Below are 23,750 nucleotides of genomic sequence, written 5' to 3' on the forward strand. Positions count from 1 at the left end.
CCACGCTGCCTAGGTTCGAACGAATTGCAGCAAGCCTGCCGTCAACGGCAGGAACAGGACCACCGGCAGCCACGCGCTGGCGACGGGGTTCAGCGCTCCGCCGCCGGCTTGGATCAGCAGCAGGCCCGTGCCCCAGGCGCCGAGGCAGATGCCCGCTGCGATGACCGCCTGGTTGACCATGTTCACATGGCCAAGCCGAAGGAAGATCGCCAGCCCCATTACCAGCACCAGCACGTTGACCACGAGCAGGCTGAACCGGCCCCAGACGATCCGCGCGATGTGTGCCCTTTGATGCGGCTCGACCGCGGGGTTGGCCTGCATCTGCTGCAACTCGACCAGCGAGAGCAGCTGCGGGTATGACGTTGCCCGTCGCGCCATCAGCACTGTCGGCGACAACTCAGTCGCCAGGTAAGGGACCGACTCGGGGGCACCGTCGAATGCATCGCCCTCGCCGGGCGCGCCGAAATGTGGCGAAACCGCCATGCCCGCCGGCACCAGCCGCCAGTGCTCGTGCTCCTGGTCCCAGTAAGCTGCCTCGGTGGTGATCCGCCGTTGGGCCAGACCCGCTTCATTCCGCTCGATCACCGTCAGGTTCGACAGCCGCTGCTCTGATGCGTCAAAGTCCGCGGCCGTGAACAGCCGACCCGCGTCGTCGCGTGCGAAGCGAATGGGGAACGTGTCCACCAGTTCATGCTTCAACTGCGATTTGCTGCGCACCAGCTTCGACGCCATGCCCGGAATCACGAACTCCTGAATCGGCAAACTCAACGCGTTGAGCGCCATGCCGGCAAGCAGAATCGGCGCGGACACCCGGTAGAGGCTGATCCCGCCGGCCACCATCGCCGTCATCTCCCGTGTTCGTTGAAACGTGGCGATCGTGAAGCCCATCGCACCCACGACGATCAAACCGGAAAGGAACACATACACCATCACCAGAACCGGCGCGTAGTAGTCGATCATTACCACCAGCGTTGCCAGCACTTGTCCGCCGTACTGCTCCGCGTGCGCCTCGCCCGCCTGAACGAAATCCTCCAACCCCACGATCATGTCGATCACGACAAATAGCGTCATCAACACCAGCAGCAGCACGACGAAGTTAACGAAGAACTCGCGGAGGATGTAACGGTCTAGCGTCTTCATATCGGTTCAACAAACCCGGTAAAGGGAGGCCCCCAGAGCCCCATACTATAGCCCCCCGTGCTCCGCTTCGCGCACGCGCCGCTCAGCCGCCGGGGGCTTGTTGCACCTTTGCCGTCCCGCACCATATCACTTTACCGTCACCGCAATCTTGCCCACGGTATGGCGTGTTTCCTGCTGCCGATGCGCCTCGGCCAACGCCTCCAGCGGAAACACATGGCTGACGTGCACTTTCAATCGCTCGGCTTCCACCAGTTCCGTCACGGTGCGCAGCACCTCGCCCTGGGCGCTGAGTCGGGTCTTGTGCAGTGTAGCGGCGCTCATGAACTCCAACGCCAGTGTCGCCCCTCGGCTGAACAGCTTGTGGATCGGCGCGTCGGCGGGCGGCGGCAGCAGCGTCACCAGTCGGCCGTGCGGCGCGAGGCAGCGCATCGACTCGTTGAACACCTCACCGCCCACCGCATCGAGCACGACGGGGCAGCCCCGCCCGCCTGTCAGTTCGGTGACACGGTCGACCACATTTTCGTTTGCGTAGTTGATCACCGCATCCGCACCGAGTTGCGTGCACTGCTCGATTGACTCGTCACGGCTTGCGGTGGTGATCACCTGGCATTCGTGCAGCTTCGCCAGTTGAATTGCGATATGCCCCACGCCGCCTGCCCCGGCATGAATCAGCACGGTCTCGCCGCTGTGCAGGTGGGCCCGATGGTGCAGCGACTCCCACGCCGTAATGGTTACCAGCGGCATTGCCGCCGCGTGTACATGATCCAAATTCGTCGGCTTCAGCGCCGCCGTCCGCTCGTCAACCAGCACCAGTTCGGCATTCGCCCCCGGCCGAACCAGCGACGGCGAAGCATACACCTCATCCCCCACGCGAAACTGCTCCACCTTCGGCCCCACCGCCTTCACGACGCCGCTGACGTCATACCCCAGCACGAACGGCAGCGTCAGTCGCTTACCCAATCCGTGCCGACGCATGTGACAGTCTTTCGGATTCACCGATGTCGCGTGTACTTCCACCAGAAGATCATGCTCGCCCGGCTCAGGGGTGGGCCAGTCCCGCATCTGCATCACTTCCGGCTCGCCAAGCTCCGGCACAACCATCGCCTTCATCGCATTGCTCCTTCCCTGGATCATCATCATACGTTAGCCGTGAAGCGCCAGCGGAGCGCGTCAAGTCCGCATCCACCCACAAAACTCGCGCCGTTATCGCTACCTGGCCAACACTTGCCCCGCCCGCCTCTGGTCCGCTGCCGACCATGACGCTATCCTGCACGCTCGGCCATGAGCAGACAAACCATCCTCAGCATTGGCAACTTCGACGGCGTGCACCGCGGGCACCAGGCCATCCTTGCCCATGCGCGCCAGCTCGCCGCGCCACACGCCGCCGAGGTCGTCGCCCTGACGTTCGACCCGCACCCGGCCCGCACGTTGCGCCCCGGCACCGAGCCGCCACGTCTCACCAGCGTGCATGAAAAGGTCGACCGCCTTCGTGCCGCCGGCGCCGACCGCGTCGTCGTGCTCGAACCCACGTCTGCAATGCTCGGCCAGTCGCCACAGCAGTTCATCGGCAAGCTGGTCGACGATTATGCACCGATCGCCATCGTCGAAGGCCCCGACTTCCGCTTCGGCAAGGCCCGCGTCGGCGATTTGAACATGCTTCGCGAACTCGGCAAGCAGCATGGCTACGAAACCCACGTCGTTCCCAGCGTTGAGGTCACGCTCGGCGACTGGCGCAGCGCCATCGTCAGCAGCTCGCTGGTCCGTTGGCTCGTTGGCCGCGGCCGTGTGCTCGACGCCCATCGCTGCCTCGGCGCGCCATTCGAACTCACCGGCCCCGTCGCCACCGGGGAGCAGCGGGGCCGAACCATCAACGTGCCCACCGCCAACCTCGACCCCGCCGCCTACAGCGATCACATTGTCCCCGCCGACGGCGTCTACGCCGGCCTCGCCGTCACGCCTGATGCTCAAACACACCCCGCCGCCCTCAGTGTCGGCGTCAAGCCAACCTTCGGCCAACGCCAACGCGTCGTCGAAGCACACCTGCTCGACTACACAGGCAACCTCTACGGCGAAACCATCACCCTCCGCTTCACACGCTGGCTACGAGACCAATACCGATACCCCAACCTCGATATGCTCACCCGCCAACTCCATCGCGACATCGCCCTCGTCCGATACTGGCACGAATATGATCAACAAGCCCACGCCCATAACCGCCGCGCCGGATAGCAGGCGAAACCAGCCCTGGCCGCGAATGAGTAAACCCGCGGTCTCCTATAAGTGACACCCATACGACGATGACCACCTACACCGCCAACCTCAACCTCTCTGCCGTTGCCGACCTGCTCCGCAATGCCGACGAGCCTATCGTCGTGATTACCCACGCCAAACCTGATGGTGATGCGTTTGGCTCAGTGATCGCGTTGTCCGTCGCGCTCCGCTCGCTCGGCCGGTCGGTCACGCCCTGTTTTGTTCCCCCCGTGCCGGTAAGCCTGCTCGGCCTGCGCGGCGCGGATCAAGCCACGATCTACCGTGAAAGCTTGTCACTGCCTGACGCTGGCTTGTATGTCATCCTCGACACCGGCGCGTGGTCACAACTGGGCGAGTTGAAGCAGGTCATCGAGCCGAACCTCGAACGCACGCTCATTCTCGATCACCACCTCAGCGGCGATATTCCCGCCGCCCATCGCTACATCGACGGCAAGGCGGCCGCGGCGTGCGAAATCGTCGCCGAGTTGCTCGAACACTTTGACGCCACCACATGGGACGTGGAAACCACCCGAACGATCAGTGAAGCGTTATTCGTCGGCATCGCGTCCGACACCGGCTGGTTCCGTTTCTCGAATACCCGCCCGCGGACGCATGAACTGGCCGCGAAGCTTCTGCGGCAGGGCGTCGACCAGGCCGCGCTCTACCAGGTGCTCGAACAGACCGAACGGCCGGAAAAACTCGCGCTGCTCACCCGCGCGCTCGACAGCCTCAAACTGCTCGCCAACGGGCAGGCCGCTGTCATGACCCTCAACAGCGATGACTTCCTCGAAACCGGCGCACTGGAAGAGGAAACCGAACGCCTCATCGACGTGCCGCAGCAGGTGGGCACGATTCGCGTAATCGTGCTCGTCGCGGAAAAACGCGGCAACAATGAAGACGACGTGATCACCCGATTGAGCTTTCGTTCCAAGCCCGGTGAGGATGCGATCAACGTCGCCGAGCTAGCCAACCGATTCGGCGGCGGCGGTCACGCCCGCGCCGCCGGCGCGAAAGTGCCCGGTCCCGCAAATGAAGTCGTGCCAAAGGTCGAGCAAGCCCTCGTTGACGTGCTCAACCACCAACCCTGATGACATCCCCACAAGCCCCGGATCTTCCAAGGTGGAATTCCCCAACGCACACGGAGCAACCATGATCGACATCGGCATCAACGGCGCTGCAGGACGCATGGGGCGACGCCTCGTCGCATTGGCCAGCGAAGACGAGCAGCTTCGCGTGGTCACCGCACTCGAACGCGACGGCCACGAACTGCTCGGCAACGACGCAGGCGTGGTCGCCAGTGTCGACGCCATCAACACGCCGCTGGCTGCGCAGGTGCAAAACAAGCCCAAGGTGATGATCGACTTCACCGTACCCGAAGCTTTCCGCGAAGCGTTACGCGTTTGCCGGCAACAGAAAATCGCCATGGTCATCGGTACCACCGGCCTGACTGATGACGACTACAAAGCCATCGACGCTGCTGCCGAAGACATCGCCATCCTTCATGCGCCGAACATGAGCCTTGGTGTCAACCTGTTGTTCGCCCTCGTCGGCCAAGTCGCCGAACGCCTCGGCGATGACTACGACATTGAAATCGTCGAAGCCCACCACCGCTTCAAACTTGACGCGCCTTCCGGGACGGCGATGGGCCTGGCCGAGGCTATCTGCCACGCCACCGGCAAGCAGATCGACAAGGACTTTGTGCACGGCCGACACGGCGAAAGCACGCGCAAACGCGGCGAGGTCGGCATGCACGCGCTACGCATTGGTGACGAAGTCGGCCGACACAGCGTCCACTTCGGCACGCTCGGCGAAGAAATTACGCTCGCGCACAAAGCGTCCACACGCGACGTCTTCGCCCGCGGCGCTCTCCGCGCCGCCGCCTGGCTCGCTGACAAACCAGTGGGGCGGTATCACATGAAGGACGTGCTGGGGTTGTGACGCACGTGTTGGTAACCGCCGGGGCGTTTACTCGTAGCTGGCCCTTGGCCGCCTGACAAACGGCGCGGGATTGACCGGTTCGGGCAGTGCGAGCAAGTCGCCCAGCCGCCGGTCCCATTCCGGCGGACGGAATTCCAACATCCCATTGCCGGGGTACATCGTCATCTCACCGAAGACGATGCGCCCCTGTACCGAGTAAAGATCGACTCGGCAAAACGGGAGTCCGTTCGATAAAACACGCGCAACGTCGAACATCTCATCCAGGCAATCCGGCTTGCCCAACACATGGTCGGGTTTAGGGTACTGCAGTTCGAACGGCAACAACTGCCAGTCCAGATCGAACAACAACCGTGTGTGATTGCTGTATCGGGTCATGTCCGCTTGGATGATCTGTGGTTTTCCGTCGAAACAGTAAACCTTGTAATCTGTCAGGTCATCTTCACCACTGTCGAGGAAGGCTTCGCCGATGATGCGCGGTGGAACCTTTTTATAGGGCCACTCGCGCGTCGAAATGTAAAAATCCTGCTTTAACCAACCGTTCAGCTTGCGGACCGCATCGGGCCAATCGATCGCTTGCCGATCGGGGCAGATGATGTTCATGCCCGAACCATGTGTGCCTTTAAGCACGAACCGACGGGGCAGTACGTCCAGGTCGATCGATTCGGCACGATCCCAGATCCCAAGCAGATCATTGAGGTAATGTGCTCCGACCCGCGATTCGACAAACGCGCGTACCGCATATTTGTCGACCATCGTATGAAGGTCCGGCCGACGGTAGTTGAGCTTCAGCCACTGCAGCTTCTCATTGAATGTCTTTGGGGCGTGCAGGTTCGGCCAAACGCCGAATCGGTGGTGATACTGCCGGGGGACTGCCAGTCGGTCAGGTATAATTCGTCGACGCCACCGCGATACGGCACGACGTACACGCCGCGTGGGAGAACCATTAGGTGCTGAAGTTGCCATGTTTGAAACCGGAAACATTGTAAAACGAGCGATCTGCAACAGGTTGCTAACACTCACATCGGGAACATCGAACAATCGAAATGTGATCAGCTATCAAAATCTGACGTCGGCTGGTTCATTTCTGATTGGGCATTATATCGGACGAGCTTGGGTATAGGGATGTAATGTAGCTATGGGTCTATATGTTCATGAGGAGCATCCGCTTGGGTTTGCTCGTCGTTAAACAGGTCGATCCGCTCCCAAGGCCCGAACGTCCATCGTGCCCACAATGTCAACCCGAGCACGCAGACGTACAGCGTGGCCGCGATCCACGGTCCCACCGCGCCCAGTTGCGGCCACCACCACGCCGCGACGTAGCCGCCGCCGATGAGCACCGTTGCCGCCATGATCGCCGCCACCCACGCCGGCCAGTGGTTATCGCCCGCGCCGCGCAGGGCGCTGATGTGCGTGATACCCAGTCCGTCAAACACCTGGAACACCGCGCAAAGCAGCAGCAACTGCCCGGCCCAGCGGATGACGTCCGGATCATCGCTCAACAGCCCGGCCAACTCGTGCCGCAGAAGCAGATAGCCCATCGCGATCAGGCCCATGTAGGCGATCGCGAAGCCGGCGGCCCAGCGGGTGACGAGTCGCGCGTAGGCCGGCTGACCACGGCCGATCGCTTTGCCCACCGCTGCCGTGACCGCCACGCCAAGCCCCACCGCGGGCATGAACGCCACTTCGAGGAACTTGAACGCGAGGTTGTGCGCCGCCAGTTGCACCGTGCCGAATCGGCCGACCAGCAGCAGCGTGAAGACGGTGAATGCGAAGATGTCGACGACGAACTGCATGCCCGCCGGCACGCCGACCCAGATGATGCGACGCATGCGTGCGAGGTCGGGCCGCCAGGTGTGGCGGGTGTCGAACATGGCTGCGAGTTTCGGCCGAAGCATCCACGCGAGCATGATCAGCAGTTGCAGCCCGGCAGCGAGGTTGGTCGCCCAGGCCGCGCCGCCGATGCCCATGGCGGGAAAGCCGAAGTTGCCGAAGATCAGCGCGTAGTTGGCGATGACATTGAAGATGTTGCTGATGACCATCGCCCAGAAGCCGACCATCGGCTTGTGGATGCCGTTGAAAAAGTTGGTCACCGCATGCGCCGCGAGCATAGGGGCCAAGCCCAGCAGCCCGATCTGCACGTAGGCCACTTCCATTTCCTGCACCGCCGGGTCGTGGCCGACCCATGCGAACAGGCCCGGCACGACAAACCACACCGGCAGGGCGAGCAGGCCGAGCAATACGCTCAGGTGTACACCCTGCCATGCGTAGCTGCCGCAAGCTTGGCGGTCGTTTCGCCCCAGTGATTGCGAGACGAACGTGCTCACCGCCGTGAGCGATCCCATGCCGAAGGCGACGAAGCAGAACAGCAAAATGCCTGCTGGCATGATCGCGGCCTGCGCTTCCGTGCCGAGCTGCGAGACCATGATGAAGTCGACGAAGCTCATCACGGTGCGCGAGATCATCGACGCGATGATCGGCAGCGCCAGCAGCAGCAACGCAACAGGCACGCGCCAGCCCGTGGGCAGCGGCTCGTGTGATTCAGGGGCGAATTCGTTGGGGTGTTCACTCATGGCAAGGCGGTCGATTGCATCGGTAGACGTACACCGCTGCGCGGGTGGCAGCAGATTCGATGGCCGATGTATATTGCGGGATGCGTCGGCACGAACGCCAGCGGGCCGCGTTCGTGGTCACAGGGGGCAGGATGTTGCGTGACTCATCGCATCGGAAGATTCCGGAAGAACCATAGTGAACTTGCCAACTATACCCGGCTCCGCGGTGCAACGGAAGACCTCGGCTACAAATTTGAGCCTAAAAATGGCAGGGCGACGCGTTCCCCGGCCGACCCGATGTGCCGTGCGTGGCCGATCCGCATACGATAGTGGCTTGGCTTCGAAAGCTTTCCCGCCTCGCCGCATGGAGACACTCGCGATGGACTTGACGACCTTCACCACCCCCGCCGACGTGGACGCGCCCCAGGGCACGGGCACGGTTCGGGCGTTCATGGATAAGCATTTTCTTCACTTCAACAGCCGTGAGACTGTCGCCGCCGCGCGTGCGTTTGAGGCGCACATCGACGCGGGGGGCAAGATGATGGTCACCCTCGCGGGCGCGATGAGCACTGCCAAGCTCGGCCAGATTCTCGCCCGGCTGATACGGGCCGACAAGGTGCATGCCATCACCTGCACCGGTGCGAACCTGGAAGAAGACCTGTTCAACCTGCTCGCTTACAACGAGTATGAAATCATCCACGACTGGCGGGCGCTCTCGGCTGCGGATGAAACGGCGCTCTACGAACGCGGCATGAACCGCGTGACCGATACGTGCATCCCCGAAACGGTGATGCGCCACATGGAACGCCAGCTCATCGACCGCTGGAAGCAGGCGTGCGACAACAACGAGCGCAAGTTTGAGCACGAGTTCCTCTGGGACATCTTCCGCGACGGTAAGCTCGAAAAGCATTATCAGATCGACCCGGCCAACTCGTGGATGCTCGCCGCGATGGAGAAGAATCTGCCCGTCTACTGTCCCGGCTGGGAAGACTCGACGACGGGCAACATGTTCGCCGCCGCGGTGTTCCGCAAAGAGCTGCCACACCACCAGTGCGTCAAGACCGGTACGGAGGCGATGGAGCACCTCATGCGATGGTACCTGGATAACTGCGGGATTGCGCAAAGCAGCAACGAAGGCAAGCCCAGCGTCGGCTTTTTCCAAGTTGGCGGCGGCATTGCGGGTGACTTTCCCATCTGTGCCGTGCCCGCGATCATTCAGGACCTGCAACGCGACGATGTGCCGTACTGGGCCTACTTCGCACAGATCAGCGACGCCGTGACCAGCTACGGCGGGTACAGCGGGGCCGTGCCGAACGAGAAGATCACCTGGGGCAAACTCGATGCAGCTACACCAAAATTCATGATCCAGAGCGACGCGACAATCGTCGCGCCCTTGATCTTCGCGTATGTGTTGGGGGATTGAGAAACGGTTTCTAGTTCCGAGTTTCTAGTCTCGAGTTTCGCGATTCGGTCACGCATGGCAACTCGAAACTCGGAACTAGAAACTAGAAACTCATACAATCACCCTATGGGCCTGCCACATGACATCACGTACGCCGCCGCAGCACTTGCGACTTCGCCCGTGTGGGCCTATCGCATGTGGCGAACGGGCAAGTGGCGAACCGACTGGGGCGGTCGCTTCGGCAGGGGTGAACCGGTCGTGCCCATGCCCAATGATCAGGGCGGACGTCGGCGTCGACTGCTCATTCACGCCGTGAGCGTTGGCGAAGTCAACGCCATCCGCCAACTCGTCGACCTGCTCCATCGTGAACATGGCGACCGCGTCGAACTGGTCATCGCCACCACGACCGACACCGGCTACGCCCGCGCCCGCGAGCTGTTCGCGGCAGACCATTCGGTCGTGCGATATCCGCTGGACTTCACCGTCGCGGTTCGTCGGTTCCTCGACCGTGTTCGGCCGAGTGCGGTGGCGCTGGTTGAGCTGGAGGTCTGGCCGAACTTCGTCGACGAATGCAAGCGGCGCGACATACCGATTGTGGTCATCAACGGCCGACTGAGTGCCCGCAGCTTTTCGCGTTATCGCTACCTTCGTCCGGTGGTGCGGTCGATGTTCGCCAGCCTCGCCGCCGCTGCGGTGCAGACGCCCGACTATGCCCAGCGGTTCATCGCCATGGGCACACCCGCCGACCGCGTACACGTACTGGACACGATGAAGTGGGACACCGCCGAGGTCGCCGACGACGTGCCGAACGCCGGCGAGCTTGCCGAGCAGATGGGCATCGACCGCGCGCATCCGCTGGTCGTCGCCGGGTCGACAGGGCCGGGTGAAGAACGGCTGCTGATTGACGCCATCCGTGCCGAGTGTCCGCCCGAAACCCAACTGCTGCTCGTGCCGCGCAAGCCTGAGCGGTTTGACGAGGTGGCGGCACTCGATGCCACGATTATCCGCCGGAGCGACCGGAAGCCCACGGCTGCAGTTCGCGAGGGGCAGCCCGCACACACCCTGTTCCTGCTGGACACGATGGGGGAGCTTCGCAAGGCGTACGCGCTGGCGGACGTGGTTGTCATCGGTCGCAGCTTCAACGGCCTCGGCGGGTCGGACCCGATCGAGCCGATCGCGCTGAGCAAGCCCACGATCGTCGGGCCGGATCACCATAACTTCGCTGACGTGGTGCACGCCTTCGAAAAGGCCGGCGGCATTGTCGCCACGCGCCAACTCGGCCCCGCCATCGCGAAGCTGCTGGCCAACCCCGACCAGGCTGCCGAACTCGCACGCCACGGCCGCGACGTTATCCTGTCCCGGCAAGGCAGCACGCAACGCCACGCGGAGCTGCTGTTGAAGGTGCTCGGTCTAGCCGATACATCGATAGTAGATGCCGCCGCGCCCTCGCCATGATTACCCCAATCGGCAATCAGCCATTAGCAGTCAGAAACGCCACCCATGCCTTCGACCGAGCTCCGACAAACCGTCCTTTGCAACGCCCGCCGCATCGTCGTCAAGGTCGGCACGGGGCTGCTCACTTCGCCCGACCCGGACAGGCCGGGGCTGGATCTGAACTACATCCGCCGCATCGCCCGCCAGATCGCCGGGCTGCGCGAGCAGGGGTACGAGGTGACGCTCGTCGCCAGCGGTGCGATTGGCGCCGGCTGCCTTGAACTGGGGTTGAAGCAGCGCCCGCGCGACGTGGCCGACCTGCAGGCCGTCGCCGCGGTGGGGCAGCGGAAGCTAATGGCGCACATGCATCAGGCGTTCGCCCGGCAGAAGATTCATGTGGCGCAGATGCTCGTCACGCGCGGGGACTTCGACGACCGCGTCCGCTTTTTGAACATTCGCAATTGCGTCACTCGCATTCACGAGCATGGTTGCATCCCGATCATCAACGAAAACGACACCGTCGCTGTCGACGAGCTACGTTTCGGCGATAACGACATGCTCGCAGCGCTGACCGCCAACGCCATCCGTGCCGACGCGCTATTGCTGCTGACGGTGGTCGACGGTCTGCTGGACGAGCAAGGCAACCGCGTCGACCTGATCGACAACGTGACGGACATGCTCAGCCTGGCTCGCCGTGATACGAGTCAATGGGGCACGGGCGGCATGTTGTCGAAGCTCGAAGCGACGCGAGTCGTCACTGAAGCGGGTGAGATCGCGGTGATCGCCAATGGGCAAGAGAAGAACGTGCTCGCACGCCTGCTCGCGGGCGAGGCCCTTGGCAGCGTGTTCGTGCCGGCGACACGCAAGCTCGACAGTCGACAGCGCTGGATCGCGCTCACGGCCAGGCCCGCGGGGACAATCACCATCGACGAGGGGGCGGTGCGGGCCGTGACTGGCCGTGGCAAGAGCTTGCTCGCGACCGGCATCGCCGACATCACCGGCCGATTCGAGCGCGGTGACGTCGCACTCATTCGCGACCCGCGCGGCCGCGAGGTCGCTCGCGGACTGAGCAACTACAGTGCCGACGAGCTGCGGCTGATCCGTGGCAAGCGATCGACGCAGTTCGCCAACATCCTCGGCAGATCGGCATACGATGAAGTCATCCACCGCAACAATCTCGTCGTGCTCACACCCAGCGATGGGCGATAGAGCGAATCGCACATCGTTGAACGTGAGGATTCACGCTTAGAGTGATTGGAAAGATTTTGCGTATTGGATGTGGCCTTGCCATGTTGCTGGTAGCGGTCCGCGCAGCAGGGCAATCATGAACTCGGGGCCGCTGCCGTAGTCGCTGGTCAGGCCCAGCGGCGAGGCGGGCTCGAAGCCGAAGCGCTGGTAATACGTCGGCTCGCCGAGCACGACGACCGCGCGCGACGCGAGTTGCTTTGCCTCGGCCAGCGCTTGACGCACCAGCGCCGCGCCGATGCCACGACCTTGCCAGGTCGGCCGTACCGCCACGGGCGCCAGGCCGACCATGCCGCGCACCGATGGTTGGTCGGCGAATGTCACGGGGCTGAGCATGACGTGGCCCACCACTTCACTATCGACCTCGGCCACGAGCGACGTCACAGCCTCACGCTGATCGCGCAACGCGCGAACGAGCTTCGCCTCGGCATCGGTGGGGAAGGCTTCGCGAAGCACACGGTCGACAGCGTCGATGTCGCTCGGCTGTTCCGTGCGAAGGACGGTGATGGTGGATCGGCCGATGGCGGCGGGTTGGCCGAGCAGGTCGGGGCGGCGGTCAGCGGTGCGTTGGCGGGCCTGTTCGAGCCGCCATGCATTGATCTTTGCGTGATCGCCCGACAGCAGCACGTCGGGCACGTCACGGCCTTGCCAGGTGCGCGGGCGGGTGTAGTGGGGGTAGTCGAGCAGGCCGCCGAGTTCGGACGAGAAGCTTTCGTCGTGAGCGGAGGCTTGCGTGCCCAGCGCGCCGGGGATGAGCCGGACGACAGCGTCGAGCAGGACCATAGCGGGTAGCTCGCCGCCAGAGAGCACGTAGTCGCCGATGCTGATTTCTTCGAGGCCGGCCGGCTCATCGCGAAGGGCGTCGAGCACGCGTTCGTCAAAGCCTTCGTAGTGGCCGGCGATCAGCATGAGGCGTGGCTTTCGTGCGAGTTGCTCCACGATTGCATGGGTAAGCGGCTTGCCCTGCGGGGTCATGACGACGCGCGTGGCTGGGCGTGGGTCTTGCGCTTCGACGGCGTGGACCGCGTCCCAGACGACCTGGCTTTGGATGACCATGCCGGGTCCGCCGCCGTAGGGTGGCTGGTCGACTTTCTGGTGCTTGTTTGTGGTGTGGTCGCGGAGGTTGGCGAGGTGATACTCGACGACGGGTGGGCGCACGTTGCCCGTGGCCGGGTCTTTGAGCGGCTCGGCGGCGCGTTTGAGGATGCTCGAGCCGAGCACGCCAGCGAACATTTCGGGGAAGAGGGTGAGCAGGTCGAGGCGCATGGGGCGCCTTTTGAAAGGGGAGGTGGTCCGAAAAAGGGGTGGGCAGTGCAGCTTAAGCTGCACTGCCCGTGATCGCGGTTGACGTCAGCTCGACTTCTTTTCTTTCATCAGCTTCTTGCCGCTGGTCTTCTTGAGACGTTCGGGCAGGTCGTATCCGGACTTGCGAAGCAGGTCGGCCACGGTGCCGCTGGGCTGAGCGCCGACGCTGAACCAGTATTGGATGCGGTCGGTTTTCAGTTCGTGCTGCTTGCCATCGGCGGCCAGCGGGTCGAACCAACCGAGTTCCTCGATAACCCGACCGTCGCGAGCGGCGCGCTGGTCCATGGCATTGAGGCGATAGTAGGGACGGTTACGACGACCGAAACGCTTGAGACGAAGTTTGACCATTGGGTCTCTCCGGGTGGGTCGGCAATGTTCCGGAGGAGTTCCGGGGGCCGACGGTGTCCGTGAGCAGGTGCCGAGGCGAACGCTTCGCCAGGGCGAGTCGGGGAGTATAGCGGTTTTGGTGGGTGGGGGCTACTTGAGGGTTTGTGGCGGGCCCACGGTCGCCGACCGTAGGCTTTATTGGGGGGAGAGTCGTTGTCGGGGGGTTAGTTGTCGAAGGTGTGGGTTGAGACGAAGTGGCCCGGTTCGCCTGGCACTTCTTTGAGCGGGGGGCGGTCGAGCAGGCTTTCGCGGGAGATGTAGGTGACACCTTTTTCCTCGCGTACGGCGGGCTCGCCGGAGTGGGCCTTTACAGCGTCGCCGTGGAAGAGGCGGATGGGGCTGGGGACGTCGCCTTCGAGCATGATGCGCTGGCGTTTGGTGTTCGGGTCGGGCGTGGGGGCGGCGGAGAGCAGCGCTTTGGTGTACGGGTGAAGCGGGTTGCGGTAGAGCGTGTCGCGGTCGGCGAGTTCGACAATCTTGCCGAGGTACATCACGGCGACGCGGTCGCAGAAGTGTTCGACGACGGCGAGGTTGTGGGCGATGAACAGGTAGCTGAGGCCGAACTCATCCTGGAGATCGTTAAGCAGGTTGAGGATCGCGCTCTGAATGGAGACATCGAGGGCGGACACGGGCTCATCGCAGACGATGAAGCGGGGTTCGAGGGCGAGCGCCCGGGCGATGCCGATGCGCTGGCGTTGACCGCCTGAGAATTCGTGGGGGTATCGGTGGCCGTGGTCAGCGTGGAGGCCGACGCGTTTGAGCAGGGAAGCGACGCGGTCTTCGAGTTCGCTGCCGGAGGCGAGGCCGTGCACGTGAATGGGTTCGCCTATGATGCGTGCGACGGTCATGCGTGGGTTGAGCGAGCCGACGGGATCCTGAAAGATGATCTGCATCTGGCGTCGGAGCTTCTTCATCTCCGCGCGGTTGGCGTCGAAGACGTTTCGGCCGTCGAAGATCACTTCGCCGTCGCTGGCGGGGATGAGTCGAAGGAGCGTTCGTCCGACGGTGGACTTGCCGCAGCCGGACTCACCAACGAGGCCGAGCGTTTCCTGTTGGCCGATGGTGAATGAGACGTCGTTGACGGCTTCGACCTGGCCGACCGTTCGGCGAAGCAGGCCGCGCTTGACGGGGAAGTAGGTTTTGAGATTGCGCACCTCCAGCAGCGGCTGCTGGCTGGCGGGAGCATCGTGCACGGCGGTGGGGGCGGTCGTCGGGGCGGCGATCATATAACAAAAGTGTATTAGGCTACTTGAAGAACGCAACCGGCTTTACGGATGTTCCCCGCTCACAGCAACTCGCGCGGGATCACGCGATGCCAACTGCGGGAGAAGACGCGTCGCTCGCCCTCATACGCGTCGAGGTCGGCAATCAGGTGAAAGTGGGTTTCGTCCGAGGTCAGCACCGTTCGGCTGATGGACTTGACCGACCAGTCGCCGCGGCTGTAGCTGCGGGTCCAGTGGGTATCGCCGCGCAGCGATTTGAGATCGTCGTGTTGCACGGTGTACTTTTCCACTGCTTTGCTTTCGATGGTCCAGCCGGTGTCGTCGACGCGCCAGGCACCGTGGTCGCGGACCACTTCGAGGCATGACTCGTCGCGCGGCAGGTCACGGATGACGCGCCAACTCGGCTCGGCGGGCCGTAGTGGTACCAGCGGCTTGCCCGGGGCACCCTCCGGCTCGGGGAAGCGTACCTCCGGCCCGTCAGCTTCATGCGGTAACCGCTGTGGCAAGAGCAGCCGCGACGCCTCGGGGTAGACCGTTAATGTCACCGGCTCGGGCGGGGGCCATGCGAGCGGCCAGTAGCTGGTCGACAGCGCGACGCGGACACAATGACCGGCGGGGAAGAGTTGGCCGATGTCGTTCAGTTGAATCTGGACACGGTATCGCTTGTGCGGGACGACCGGTTCGGGGTGTTCGTGGCTGTGGCGGTGGGTGAGGTTCAACAGGGCATAGCTGACGCGCGTGGCCCGGCCGTCGGGCAGGATGTCGGACAGCCGTACCGCCACCATCGCCACAGGGCGGTCGACGCTGAGTTCCAACTCGATCACCGGCGGGCCGAGCACTTCCAGGTCGTTGCTGAGCGGCGCGGTATCGAAGGTGAGGGCGCCGCCATCTTCATGTCGTTGGTCGTCGGGCAGGTCGGGCGGGGCGGCTTCGGAACACCACTTGCCCGCGAACAGTCCGAGCGACAGCGGCGACTGCACGGACATACTGTGTTGCACCGGCAGGGCGTCGTGCAAGGTATCGGGTACGAGGCCGCGATAGGAGAGGTGGAACCGGCGCGTGCCGATGTTCGGTGAAGGCCAGGTCGGTTCGCCGACCCACCAGCCCGGCCGACGTTTGTAGCCGGTCGCGGGGGGCACGCTGTCCTGCACGTAGGCCCGCAGCATCGGCTCGTTCATGATGCCCGTGTCGATGTGCTTGAGCCATTGGTCCCACCAGCGGACCGCTTCCTGCAGGAAGCCGATCGCCGGGCCGGGCACACCGAAGTGCGGATACTTGTGACTCCAAGGCCCGACGAGCCCGCAGCGGGGCACGTTAAGGTATTCGAGCAACCGGAACACAGCGTTGGTGTACGCGTCGGCCCAGCCGCTGACCGCCATGACGGGGCATTGAATGGCGTCGAAGTATTCGTTGATCGAGCCGTGCTTCCAGAAGTCGTCGCGGCGCTGGTGGGTGAGCCAGTCTTCCAGCCAGAGGCCGCTGTCTGCCAGGCGCTTAAGCCACATGTCGCGCCAGCCCTCGCCGACGTGTTCCGGGTCGGGCGGGCCGGTGTTGTAGGCGAACATGGTCGAGGCCCATGAGAGGTTTTCACCCAACAGACAGCCGCCGGCGTAGTGCACGTCGTCGGCGTAGCGGTCGTCGGTGCTGGCGATGGTGATGATGGCCTTGAGCGCCGGCGGTTGACGGGCGGCGATCTGAAGGCCGTTGAACCCGCCCCACGAGATGCCCATCATGCCCACAGAGCCGTCGCACCACGGTTGGTCGGCGAGCCAGGCGATGACGTGTTCGCCGTCGATGAGTTCCTGTTCGAGATATTCGCCTTGCAGGACGCCTTCGGAGTCGCCGCTGCCGCGCAGGTCGACGCGGGCGCACGCGTAGCCGTGGCCGGCGAGATAGGGGTGGGTGATCGAGTCGCGTCGGGCGGTCCAATCGCGCTGGCGGTAGGGAATATATTCGAGGATGGCGGGTACGGGATGTTGCTCGGCGTCGACAGGCAGCCAAAGCCGCACCGCGAGGCGGATGCCGTCGGGCATGGGGATCTGAACGTACGTCATTTCGCGGATTTCACGCGGCAGGCGCTCGACGGTTTTCATGCGGCCACTCCCGTATGCGCGTTGGCTGGCCGACTTCACCGATTCCGAATGGAAGCATTCGAACGCTTTGCTCGTAACGTTCGAGCAATTGCGCTTCGTCGGGCGCAGACAGCGTGATTTCGGCCAGCAGGTAACTGTAGCTGTCCTGGCTGAGCAAGGTCGACAGCCGATCGCCCGGCCGAACCATCAACTCCACCACCGCACCAGGGAACAGGTGCTCCACGCGGAGGCAATCTTCCGCCGACGGGACGTGACAGACGACGCCGTCGTGAAAGGCGCGCAACGAGAACTTCGCCGCGCAAGCCGCGCGGCCGAGCTGCTGCGGCATCTCCGGCAGACGCCGCAATGCCAACTCAACCAGCACGTGAAAATTGGCGACGCCGTCTACCTGCTCGAACAAGATCGCGTGCGACTGCGAAACGCGGGGGTTGATTTCCAGCAGCCACAGCCGATCTGTCACGGCGTCCCAGAAAAACTCGACATTCACCGGCCAGTCCTCAAAGCCGATCTGCCGTAGTACTGCTTCGACAATGGCTTCGACGCGTCGCTGCACCGGCTCGGGCAGGCGCGAGGGATATTGCAGGCGGTGGAACACGCTCGTGCCGGGATAACAGATTGAGTCGACGATGCCGTGGCTGTGCAGACGGCCCGCGTGGAGGAAGCCTTCGAGCGTCGCCTGCCAACCCTGGACGCTTGCCTCGGCAATGCAATGTCGGCCGTCGACCGCGGCGATCTCCGGCGGCAGCTCGACCATCGCGAGAATGTGATTGAAAGGCTCGGCAAGGCGCGGCAGCTTGTCGCGGATCGATGCCACAGCGATATTGAAATCATGCTCGTCATTCACCCGGTAGCTGAGCTGTCCCAGAAACGACTTGACCGGCTTGATCCAATAAGGCGTGGCGAGTGTCAGCTTTTCAAACGCGCAGTTGTCAAACGGATTAACCGCTTCGAATCGGGGACAGGCGTCGGTGGCCTTGGATTGTTCGCATCGGGACCAGTACTTGTGCTCGCAGCGCAGGGTGGCTTCAAGCGACGGGCTCGCGCAGCCAAAGCGTCGCGCGAGGATTGGGGCCAGCAGCGTGCCGGGAAAGTCCCAGAAGCTCAGGATCGCGTCGATCGTGCCCGTGAAGCGATCCAGTCGGTCTGTGGCTTCGCGGATGAGCGATTCTACCGGTACCTTGGCGCCTTGCTGGAGCTGTTCGAAAGTTAGCAGCTGGTGAAAGTGACAATTCGAAGCGTACGGCAGACGTTGAAGGCAGCGGTGGTTCAACGGGTCCAGGCCGATCACAAAGACATTGTTCATTGCTCGCGGGTCCACGCCCCTCATTCGCGATGCGGGTGCTGGACCGACGAAGCCCGAGCCGCAGTGCGAGTGATTCTTAAAGACGTTACGTCGCGGACACCCGAACGTGCGGACATGTCGGCTAGGGGAGCGGGGGCTACTTTTGGTAGGGGAACCCCCGGCTAGCGGACGAGCCGCGTCGGCAGGTCGAGCGATTTCAAGTGATTGGTCAGATCATCGCGCGACCAAGGTTCGAAATCGCCGTCCCATGGCTCGATCAGCCGAAGCTGCTTGCGGCGATGCAACAGTCGGTAGCAGTCGGGCAGATCGAAGTGGTGCAGCGCGTCGGCAGGGAGTGCAGACAGCGGCCAGCGGAAAGCCGGGCGCTGAGTCAACTCGTGGTACGAGAGCAGGGCGTGTTTGAGCGTGACCTGCTTGACCAGCGGATGCAGGCAGCCGGCGAAGGTCGCAAGGATCGCGCCGATGCCTCGGCCGACCAGATGCACCCGCTTCGCACCGCGGTGGGCGAGCAGGTCGAGCGAGGCGAGTACGTCGTGTACGCGTAGGCCGAGGTAGCTTTGGTCGAGCATCTGGCCATGGGCGGCGTACATGTAGTCGCTGCCATAGGGAGCGAAGAAGTCGCCGTCGTTCGCGGTCATGGCCATCGACTGTCCGATGCCACGCACGTCGAGCGTGAGCAGCCGATCGGGCGGTGCGGGCACTTGCCCATTTGCAACATCCTGCAAGCTGGAAACGTGCGGCAGATAGAGCATTGCTTCCCGGTCGGCGGGCGGATGGGCGAGCATTGGCGGCCGAGTACCGTCCGGCTCGGTTGGCTCCCAGGTATGGAGCATCGCGCGGATGTCGGGCTCGGTTTCGATAGCGAAGTTCCATCGAACGCCGTACGGCTTGGCAGGGCTCGGCTGCTGAGGCTGCAGCGTGCGGTAATGCGGTATGCCTTTGCGTGACGAGAGGTCCAGCTGCCGGGGCAACAGCCTTTTGAGTGCGGCTTCACCGACCCGGCCGCGCTGCGCGGCAAGTGCTTTGCCGGCGTCGCGGATGAACGAATGCACGAGGCGGTTGTCGGGTAGACGGTGCACCTGGCCATTGGGGGTGGCGTGTAATGCTTCGACTGTTTCAAGCGGCCGATCGAGTTCGCGAGCGGGCGCATTGACTTTCGCGGTCTTATTGAAGAAGCGGTACATCGCTTTGCGTGCGTCGGACTGGTAGCCGTGCGTGCCTGGGCCGATGTGCAGTTGTACGCGATCGCCGGCGCGGAGGAGCTTGTAGAACCGGCGTACTTCGTTATACGTGCTTTCCAGCCCGCGGCGATCGAAGAAGTCCTGCTCTTGGCCGAGCAATAGCACGGGGCGGGGCGCGCGGGCGATGAGGAAGTCGCCCATGTCGAGGCCGAGGCTGAGGATTTGCGGCGGGACCTGTTCGGCGTCGGTGGGAAGTTCGTTTTCGAGGTTGTGGATGAAGCGGGTGATGAAGCAACTTGGCGCCGCCATGGTGAAGCGGTGATCGAGCGCGCTGATGTAGCTGGAGAGTGTGCCGCCGCCGGAGTTTCCAGTGATGCCGACGCGTGAGCGGTCGGCCTCGGGACGGGCGAGCAGGTAGTCCAGCGCGCGGATGCCGTCCCAGGCCCGCCACATGCCGAAGAACTCGCCGACGAGCGACATTTGCTTGCCTGACATATTGTGCTCATGGGTCGGCGCGGCCTGCGGCAACGCCGGCTGCTGGACGGGATATTGAAGGCGCTCGCCTTGCGAGAGTGGATCGTAGATGAGCACCATGTAGCCCATGTGAGCGAGCGTGCGAGAGTAGGCCTGGTAGTTGCCCGCCGCTTTGCCGGTTGCCGCATGTCCGCAAGGGCTCAGCACGACTGGGAAGGGGCCTGTGCCTTCAGGTCGATAGAGGTTAGCGGTGACGATCAGGCCCGGCCGAGCGTGGAACGTGAGCTTTTCGATCGTGTAGCCGTCGCGAGTGAGCACGTCGCGAACTTTGGCGTTCAAGGGCGTGCGTTTGGGGAGTCGGCCGAAGCATCTGCGAAGCTTGCGCAGTACGCCGTCGCGATATCTTTCAGCATCGGCACGTGTGCGCAGTGATGCAAGCGTCTCCTGTCGACGCTTTGCCAACTCGCGGACGCGAGCGACGTAGTGGTCCTGAACCATGGACGGAAGCGTATGTTCTGGCATCATCATGATGTCGATTCTACAGACTGTGGCTATTAGTGTGATACAGGGTGGCCGCGCTGTTCATCATGGCGAGTAGGACGATGGTATAACTTGGAGTGGAGGTAGGCGGGCTATTATTCGAACGTGATGGATACCGTCAGTCAGCTTACACTCGCTGGACAACTGCGTAACCTCGGCGTGCAGCCGGGGGGTGTGCTGCTTGTGCATACTGCGTATTCAAAGATCAAACCGGTCGAAGATGGGCCAAAGGGGTTAATTGCTGCGTTGCGCAAGTCCGTCGGGCCGACGGGGACGCTTGTCATGCCGAGTATGTCATTTGACGATGAACACCCCTTCGATATCACGGCCACACCTTGTCCGGAGATGGGGGTTGTGGCGGATATGTTCTGGCGGCAGCCGGGCGTGCTTCGCAGCGACAGTCCGCACGCGTTTGCCGCCGTCGGCCGACATGCTGATGTGATCACCGCCGACCATCCCATCGATCCGCCACATGGCATGAACAGCCCAGTGGGGCGTGCATACGAACGAGATGCGCAGGTCCTGCTGCTGGGCATCGACCACACTGCCAACACCACAATACATCTTGCAGAAGAACTGGCAGGTGTTCGCTATCGGCGTGATCAGCGGATCACGATTCTTCGCGATGGCGAACCTGAAATATTCGAGTATCGCGAAATTGATCATTGCTGTGAGAACTTCGCCTTCGTCGACCGCTGGCTCGATGAGCGGTCATTACAACGACGCGGTGTCGTGGGCCACGGCGAAGTACGGCTCGTGCGATCGCAAGACATCGTTGACGTCGTGACATATCACCTGCGCGACAACGAAACCACATTCCTTCACCCCAAAGGCGTCTGCGAAGAATGCGATGACGCATGGCGAAGCTTGTCGAACGATGCACCGCAGTAAGTCTCGAGCGGCAGGCACGGTGCGCGTCATACGATGCAGCGTACCGCCAAGCCAGGCACATGGGAGTGCGGTGAGCACCAAGGCGTGCATTGGCTCGCCCCACGGTGGATACACTTCAAGCGAATGGAACAGTTGGCGTTGGGGAGGGCATTGCGGACGGTATCGCGTATGGATGGAAGTGGTGGGCTCAGCTTGCCTGCGGCGTGGCCGAACCCGTGAGTTGATCGAAGAGCGATGCAACTACGGCGGCGCAGGCTGCGGGCGTGAACATCGTCAGCGCTCTTTCACGGGCACGTTTACCGAACGAGGCACGCTTCTGCGGGTCGCAGAGCGTCGTCAGCGCCTCGGTCAGCGCTTCGGTCGAGCCGGGTTCGACGAGCAGACCGGTGTCGGCCAGTGCCCAGCGGATGGGCGGTAGGTCGGAGGCGATGACGGCGCGGCCGAGCATCATGCCGGCGAGCAGTTTTGCGGGCAGTTGTGCCGTACCGTAGTCGACTGCGATTGAGGGCAGGGCCATGATGTCGGCTTCGGCGGTGAGGCGGTGCGCGGATTCGATCGACACTGTGCCGAGCCACTGCTCCCAGGGCTTGGCGTCGGCGGGGGCGTCGGCGGTAATCTTCAGGCACACGGGTTGCGCGTCTTGTATGGATGCGACGGCACGGCGGAGACTGTCGATGCCTTTGTGCTCGCGCACCGTGCCGACGAATGCAACGGTTGGGGCGTTGTTGACGTGTGGTGCGCCGGGGCCGGTGTCTTCGATAGCATGCGGTACGATGATGCCGCCGTAGCGTTGCTGGAGCATTGGGTTGGAGGTCGTGCCGGGCAGGGTGCGAGTCAGTCGCTCTGCCATCGCCAGTTTTGCGAGGCGACCAAGTCGTCGTGGAAGCTTACCTAGCCGTTTCCATTGAGGCTGAGCGTAGACGGCCCGGCGGACATCAAAGTCCGGGTCATCTATATCGATCATCAGCGGCAAGCGGTGCTGCCGGGCCACGCGTTTGGCGGGGAGGAGGCATTCTGGCATCGGCTTGCATGCGACGACAAGCCGGGCGCGCTTCGCCAGTGACGAGAGCGCCGCCTTGCTGCCGTCGGTGATGGTCGTTTGTTCGGTCCATCGCGGCGTGCCCGCCAGGGGTTGCCAGATTGCGCCGGTGGCTGAGGGGCCAGCCACGTGCCAGCCCCAGCCGATTTGATCGCAGATCAGGCAGAGCGAGCGCAATCGATTCATGTGATTGCTGCCGACGTCGGGTACGACGAACAACACACGGTGGTCATGATGCATTCGCGGCTTTCGATGTGTCGGCGTGCTGCAGATGATGCTCGATGGTCATCGTCAGCGTGGTGTCCAGATCATACTTGGGCGTCCAGCCGAGGCCGGCCATTTTTTCGATGGACGGTGGATGTCGGCCGGCGTCGTCGTACCCTTCGCCATAGAACGTTTCGCCGGAGATGTTGATGATTTCACATTCCGATCGCGTACCGGTGAGCTTTTCGTAGATACGGATCATGCGATCAGCCAGCTCGCGGATAGTCAGGTTGTTGCTGGGATTGCCGATGTTGAATGCCTGGTTGTTGGCGCGTTCGGGCTGTTCGAGGATGGCGGTGATGCCGCGTGCGGCGTCGTTGGCGTGGGTGAAGCTGCGAGTGGCCGTCCCGCTGTCGACCAGGTGGATCGGTCCGCCGGAGAGCAGTGCGGACATGAAGTGCATGAACACGCGGGGTCCGCCGAGGGTGCCTGCAGGCACGAGGTAATCCAGGCGGGGGCCGATGACATTGAACGGGCGGATGACGCTGAACGCCAGTTCGCCCGAGGTGCCGTAGGCGAAGAGGATGCGTTCGAGCATCTGCTTGGCGTTGGCGTAGATCCAGCGTTGCCGGTGGACGGGGCCGTAGGTGAAGTCGGTTTCATCTTCAATGAACGCGGTTTCGCCTTCGCGTGGCTTGCCGTAGATCTCGGCAGATGAGAACTGGATGATTCGGCGTTTGTGACGTCGGCAGGCGTCGACAACCAGCAGGTTGCCGTGCAGGTTCAAATCGACTACCTGAATCGGCTCGGTCACGTACAGGCTCGGGTTCGCGTACGCGACGAGGTTGACGACGCAATCGCTGGAAGCGACCGCTTCTTCGAGCAACTCAGGCGACTTTGTCACATCGCCGAGGTGAAACGTCATGCCTGTCGTATCAACGTTGGCCAACTTCTCATCGGTGACGTCGACACCAAGGACCTGGTGGTCAGTCTGATGTAACAGGTGCTCGACTAGATGCGAACCGATAAAACCGCCCGCTCCCAATACCGCGACTTTCATAATTCGATTCCTGAAAAAAGAACAAAAAGGGCCTTGCATCCATCGGAGTTCAGGCTTATCGGCCTTAACCGTGGGCATCGCCAGGCTTGCAC

The 23,750-nt window shown here is 62.9% G+C and carries 19 protein-coding genes; 7 read left to right on the top strand and 12 right to left on the bottom strand.

Features of this window, described 5'->3' with window-relative positions:
• Positions 1 to 9: 9 nt before the first annotated feature.
• Both ACERK3_04200 and ACERK3_04205 read right to left on the bottom strand, forming a co-directional pair.
• On the bottom strand, positions 10 to 1,140 hold the full coding sequence (locus ACERK3_04200) for an LptF/LptG family permease (GenBank protein MFA9477491.1): 1,131 nt from the start codon (positions 1,138 to 1,140) through the stop codon (positions 10 to 12).
• A 126-nt stretch (positions 1,141 to 1,266) separates the two neighbouring features.
• Positions 1,267 to 2,250 (bottom strand): zinc-binding alcohol dehydrogenase family protein, encoded by a 984-nt coding sequence (locus ACERK3_04205; GenBank protein ID MFA9477492.1) that lies wholly within the window; start codon positions 2,248 to 2,250, stop codon positions 1,267 to 1,269.
• 171 nt (positions 2,251 to 2,421) lie between these two features.
• Between ACERK3_04205 and ribF the strand changes: the two genes are divergently transcribed.
• From ribF to dapB, 3 genes are all read left to right on the top strand, one after another.
• Positions 2,422 to 3,369: a riboflavin biosynthesis protein RibF gene (ribF, locus tag ACERK3_04210; GenBank protein ID MFA9477493.1), complete on the top strand. Its 948-nt coding sequence runs from the start codon at positions 2,422 to 2,424 to the stop codon at positions 3,367 to 3,369.
• Between the two features lie 68 nt (positions 3,370 to 3,437).
• Positions 3,438 to 4,478 carry a bifunctional oligoribonuclease/PAP phosphatase NrnA gene (locus ACERK3_04215; GenBank protein ID MFA9477494.1) on the top strand — a complete coding sequence of 347 codons (1,041 nt, stop codon included), beginning with the start codon at positions 3,438 to 3,440 and terminating at the stop codon, positions 4,476 to 4,478.
• Positions 4,479 to 4,539: 61 nt separating this feature from the next.
• Positions 4,540 to 5,328, top strand: a complete 789-nt coding sequence (dapB, locus tag ACERK3_04220; protein ID MFA9477495.1) for a 4-hydroxy-tetrahydrodipicolinate reductase — start codon at positions 4,540 to 4,542, stop codon at positions 5,326 to 5,328.
• Positions 5,329 to 5,355: 27 nt separating this feature from the next.
• Here the strand turns inward: dapB and ACERK3_04225 are convergent, their stop codons facing one another.
• Positions 5,356 to 6,309 carry an ATP-grasp fold amidoligase family protein gene (locus ACERK3_04225; GenBank protein MFA9477496.1) on the bottom strand — a complete coding sequence of 318 codons (954 nt, stop codon included), beginning with the start codon at positions 6,307 to 6,309 and terminating at the stop codon, positions 5,356 to 5,358.
• A 152-nt stretch (positions 6,310 to 6,461) separates the two neighbouring features.
• Entirely contained in the window at positions 6,462 to 7,898 is a 1,437-nt protein-coding gene (locus ACERK3_04230) for an MATE family efflux transporter (protein ID MFA9477497.1), read from the bottom strand.
• Positions 7,899 to 8,256: 358 nt separating this feature from the next.
• On the opposite strand from ACERK3_04230, the gene ACERK3_04235 reads away from it, so the two are divergent.
• From ACERK3_04235 to proB, 3 genes are all read left to right on the top strand, one after another.
• A complete protein-coding gene (locus tag ACERK3_04235; GenBank protein ID MFA9477498.1) occupies positions 8,257 to 9,300 on the top strand; it encodes a deoxyhypusine synthase family protein in 1,044 nt (347 codons plus the stop codon).
• Between the two features lie 105 nt (positions 9,301 to 9,405).
• A complete protein-coding gene (locus ACERK3_04240; protein ID MFA9477499.1) occupies positions 9,406 to 10,734 on the top strand; it encodes a 3-deoxy-D-manno-octulosonic acid transferase in 1,329 nt (442 codons plus the stop codon).
• A gap of 45 nt (positions 10,735 to 10,779) precedes the next feature.
• Entirely contained in the window at positions 10,780 to 11,922 is a 1,143-nt protein-coding gene (gene proB / locus ACERK3_04245) for a glutamate 5-kinase (protein MFA9477500.1), read from the top strand.
• A gap of 36 nt (positions 11,923 to 11,958) precedes the next feature.
• On the opposite strand, the gene trmD is transcribed toward proB, so the two are convergent.
• The 6 genes from trmD to ACERK3_04275 all read right to left on the bottom strand — a co-directional run bounded on the left by trmD (position 11,959) and on the right by ACERK3_04275 (position 20,452).
• The gene (gene trmD / locus ACERK3_04250) at positions 11,959 to 13,224 is read right to left on the bottom strand and encodes a tRNA (guanosine(37)-N1)-methyltransferase TrmD (protein ID MFA9477501.1); all 1,266 of its coding nucleotides are present in this window, start codon (positions 13,222 to 13,224) and stop codon (positions 11,959 to 11,961) included.
• Positions 13,225 to 13,308: 84 nt separating this feature from the next.
• Positions 13,309 to 13,611, bottom strand: a complete 303-nt coding sequence (gene rpsP / locus ACERK3_04255) for a 30S ribosomal protein S16 (protein MFA9477502.1) — start codon at positions 13,609 to 13,611, stop codon at positions 13,309 to 13,311.
• 203 nt (positions 13,612 to 13,814) lie between these two features.
• Positions 13,815 to 14,876, bottom strand: a complete 1,062-nt coding sequence (locus ACERK3_04260) for an ABC transporter ATP-binding protein (GenBank protein ID MFA9477503.1) — start codon at positions 14,874 to 14,876, stop codon at positions 13,815 to 13,817.
• A 59-nt stretch (positions 14,877 to 14,935) separates the two neighbouring features.
• The gene (locus tag ACERK3_04265) at positions 14,936 to 16,966 is read right to left on the bottom strand and encodes a CocE/NonD family hydrolase (GenBank protein MFA9477504.1); all 2,031 of its coding nucleotides are present in this window, start codon (positions 16,964 to 16,966) and stop codon (positions 14,936 to 14,938) included.
• The gene (locus tag ACERK3_04270) at positions 16,938 to 18,269 is read right to left on the bottom strand and encodes an acetyl-CoA carboxylase biotin carboxylase subunit family protein (GenBank protein ID MFA9477505.1); all 1,332 of its coding nucleotides are present in this window, start codon (positions 18,267 to 18,269) and stop codon (positions 16,938 to 16,940) included. Before ACERK3_04270 ends, ACERK3_04265 begins: the two co-directional genes overlap by 29 nt.
• 161 nt (positions 18,270 to 18,430) lie before the next feature.
• On the bottom strand, positions 18,431 to 20,452 hold the full coding sequence (locus tag ACERK3_04275) for an alpha/beta hydrolase family protein (GenBank protein ID MFA9477506.1): 2,022 nt from the start codon (positions 20,450 to 20,452) through the stop codon (positions 18,431 to 18,433).
• Between the two features lie 120 nt (positions 20,453 to 20,572).
• Between ACERK3_04275 and ACERK3_04280 the strand changes: the two genes are divergently transcribed.
• Positions 20,573 to 21,355: an AAC(3) family N-acetyltransferase gene (locus tag ACERK3_04280; protein MFA9477507.1), complete on the top strand. Its 783-nt coding sequence runs from the start codon at positions 20,573 to 20,575 to the stop codon at positions 21,353 to 21,355.
• Between the two features lie 187 nt (positions 21,356 to 21,542).
• Here the strand turns inward: ACERK3_04280 and ACERK3_04285 are convergent, their stop codons facing one another.
• Positions 21,543 to 22,634, bottom strand: a complete 1,092-nt coding sequence (locus tag ACERK3_04285) for a glycosyltransferase family 4 protein (protein ID MFA9477508.1) — start codon at positions 22,632 to 22,634, stop codon at positions 21,543 to 21,545.
• Complete coding sequence (locus ACERK3_04290; GenBank protein MFA9477509.1) at positions 22,624 to 23,658, bottom strand: NAD-dependent epimerase/dehydratase family protein; 1,035 nt, start codon at positions 23,656 to 23,658, stop codon at positions 22,624 to 22,626. The genes ACERK3_04285 and ACERK3_04290 overlap by 11 nt, the downstream gene beginning before the upstream one ends.
• Positions 23,659 to 23,750 lie beyond the last annotated feature (92 nt).

The sequence above is a fragment of the Phycisphaerales bacterium AB-hyl4 genome (genome assembly GCA_041821185.1).
GTDB lineage: Bacteria > Planctomycetota > Phycisphaerae > Phycisphaerales > Phycisphaeraceae > Natronomicrosphaera > Natronomicrosphaera hydrolytica.

Coding starts and splice junctions, on each gene's coding strand:
- ACERK3_04275 (MFA9477506.1), bottom strand. CDS start 20,452: ATGATGATGCCAGAACATACGCTTCCGTCCATGGTTCAGGACCACTAC.
- ACERK3_04290 (MFA9477509.1), bottom strand. CDS start 23,658: ATGAAAGTCGCGGTATTGGGAGCGGGCGGTTTTATCGGTTCGCATCTA.
- ACERK3_04280 (MFA9477507.1), top strand. CDS start 20,573: ATGGATACCGTCAGTCAGCTTACACTCGCTGGACAACTGCGTAACCTC.
- ribF (MFA9477493.1), top strand. CDS start 2,422: ATGAGCAGACAAACCATCCTCAGCATTGGCAACTTCGACGGCGTGCAC.
- ACERK3_04285 (MFA9477508.1), bottom strand. CDS start 22,634: ATGCATCATGACCACCGTGTGTTGTTCGTCGTACCCGACGTCGGCAGC.
- ACERK3_04235 (MFA9477498.1), top strand. CDS start 8,257: ATGGACTTGACGACCTTCACCACCCCCGCCGACGTGGACGCGCCCCAG.
- ACERK3_04270 (MFA9477505.1), bottom strand. CDS start 18,269: ATGAACAATGTCTTTGTGATCGGCCTGGACCCGTTGAACCACCGCTGC.
- ACERK3_04260 (MFA9477503.1), bottom strand. CDS start 14,876: ATGATCGCCGCCCCGACGACCGCCCCCACCGCCGTGCACGATGCTCCC.
- ACERK3_04215 (MFA9477494.1), top strand. CDS start 3,438: ATGACCACCTACACCGCCAACCTCAACCTCTCTGCCGTTGCCGACCTG.
- ACERK3_04230 (MFA9477497.1), bottom strand. CDS start 7,898: ATGAGTGAACACCCCAACGAATTCGCCCCTGAATCACACGAGCCGCTG.
- ACERK3_04265 (MFA9477504.1), bottom strand. CDS start 16,966: ATGAAAACCGTCGAGCGCCTGCCGCGTGAAATCCGCGAAATGACGTAC.
- ACERK3_04200 (MFA9477491.1), bottom strand. CDS start 1,140: ATGAAGACGCTAGACCGTTACATCCTCCGCGAGTTCTTCGTTAACTTC.
- rpsP (MFA9477502.1), bottom strand. CDS start 13,611: ATGGTCAAACTTCGTCTCAAGCGTTTCGGTCGTCGTAACCGTCCCTAC.
- trmD (MFA9477501.1), bottom strand. CDS start 13,224: ATGCGCCTCGACCTGCTCACCCTCTTCCCCGAAATGTTCGCTGGCGTG.
- ACERK3_04225 (MFA9477496.1), bottom strand. CDS start 6,309: ATGTTTCCGGTTTCAAACATGGCAACTTCAGCACCTAATGGTTCTCCC.
- dapB (MFA9477495.1), top strand. CDS start 4,540: ATGATCGACATCGGCATCAACGGCGCTGCAGGACGCATGGGGCGACGC.
- ACERK3_04205 (MFA9477492.1), bottom strand. CDS start 2,250: ATGAAGGCGATGGTTGTGCCGGAGCTTGGCGAGCCGGAAGTGATGCAG.
- proB (MFA9477500.1), top strand. CDS start 10,780: ATGCCTTCGACCGAGCTCCGACAAACCGTCCTTTGCAACGCCCGCCGC.
- ACERK3_04240 (MFA9477499.1), top strand. CDS start 9,406: ATGGGCCTGCCACATGACATCACGTACGCCGCCGCAGCACTTGCGACT.